Below are 1,332 nucleotides of genomic sequence, written 5' to 3' on the forward strand. Positions count from 1 at the left end.
CCTTCATACAATTGCACCAACTCGTCGACCAGCACGGGCATTGACCAGCCATCGGAGACAATATGGTGCAGGGTCAGCACCAGAACGTGCTCGTCGTCCGCCAGACCCAGCAGCTTTACGCGCAGAAGCGGCCCGTACTCAAGGTCGAACGGTCGACGAACTTCTTCTTCCACCCAGGCCTCGACGGTCTGGCCATCGGGCAAACGTTCAACACTCAAGACAAAAGGCTGAGCCGCCTGAACAATCTGAATCGACTGCTCGTCATCCTGGCGAAAGGTCGTGCGCAAGGTTTCGTGCCGCTCGATCAGGGTCTGGAAACTGTGCCGCAGCGCTTCATGATCCAATGAGCCGGCCAGTCGTAAAGCCGTCGGAATGTTGTACGCAGCACTGTCCGGAGTCAGTTGCCACAGGAACCACTGCCGTTGCTGGGCGAAGGAAAGAGGAATGCAATCAAAAAGCGCTTTTACCTCAGGGACCGGCAAATTGGCTGGCGAGATATTCTCGGCATACATCTTTTGCAGATACAGCCTGCGCTTCGCGGTTGGCAGCGTGATGAAGCGCCTGGCGATATTCAGAGCGGCTTCCATATTCATTGCGCTTCCTCCAGCTCTTCGGCAAACAGATCAAGGCGTTTCAGTTTTTCTTCAAAATCATCGGTCTCTTCTTGTACTAACTGTCTGGCGAAATCAGCCAGGAATGGATACTGGAACAGCACAGAAGGATCGAGCGTTACACCGAGCGACAGACGCACACGGGACAAAATGGACAACACCAACAAAGAGTGCCCTCCCAGTTCAAAGAAGTTATCGGTCAGGCCCACTCGCTCAATCTGCAACACCTCTGCCCAGATCGCTGCGACCTGTTGCTCCAGCTCACTTTGCGGCGCCACATACCTCTGTTGCTGCTGGCTGGCATCCGGTGCGGGCAAGGCCTTGCGGTCCAGCTTGCCATTGGCCGTCAGCGGCAAATGATCAAGGAACACAAAGTGTGCCGGCACCATGTAATCCGGCATGACCGCCTTCAATGCTTCGCGCAGGTTCTCACGCAATGCCGACTGCTCAGCTTCATCCGCCGGTTCTGCTACCGGCACCAGCCAGGCCACCAACTGCTTGCCTAGCGGCCCATCCACATCCAGCACCACCGCCTCACGCACTGCCGGATGCTCCTTGACCCGCGCCTCGATCTCGCCCAATTCAATGCGGAAACCGCGAATCTTCACCTGATGGTCGATGCGACCGGCGTACTCCACCACGCCGCCGGCACGACTACGGCCCAGATCACCACTGCGGTACAGCCGGCTACCGCCCTGCTCACTGGTGTCGAACGGGTCGG

2 protein-coding genes are annotated in these 1,332 nt (G+C 57.5%); both read right to left on the reverse strand.

All coding sequences use genetic code 11. The annotated features are described in order from the left end of the window. Positions 1–593, reverse strand: a 593-nt coding sequence (locus ACYP2A_RS17805) for a condensation domain-containing protein (protein WP_459746958.1), incomplete at its 3' end; no start/stop codon positions are given. After that, the coding region (locus ACYP2A_RS17810; RefSeq protein WP_459746961.1) for a phosphopantetheine-binding protein at positions 590–1,332 on the reverse strand (743 nt) is incomplete at its 5' end. The genes ACYP2A_RS17805 and ACYP2A_RS17810, both read right to left, overlap by 4 nt.

This window comes from Pseudomonas sp. 3A(2025) (genome assembly GCF_054589175.1).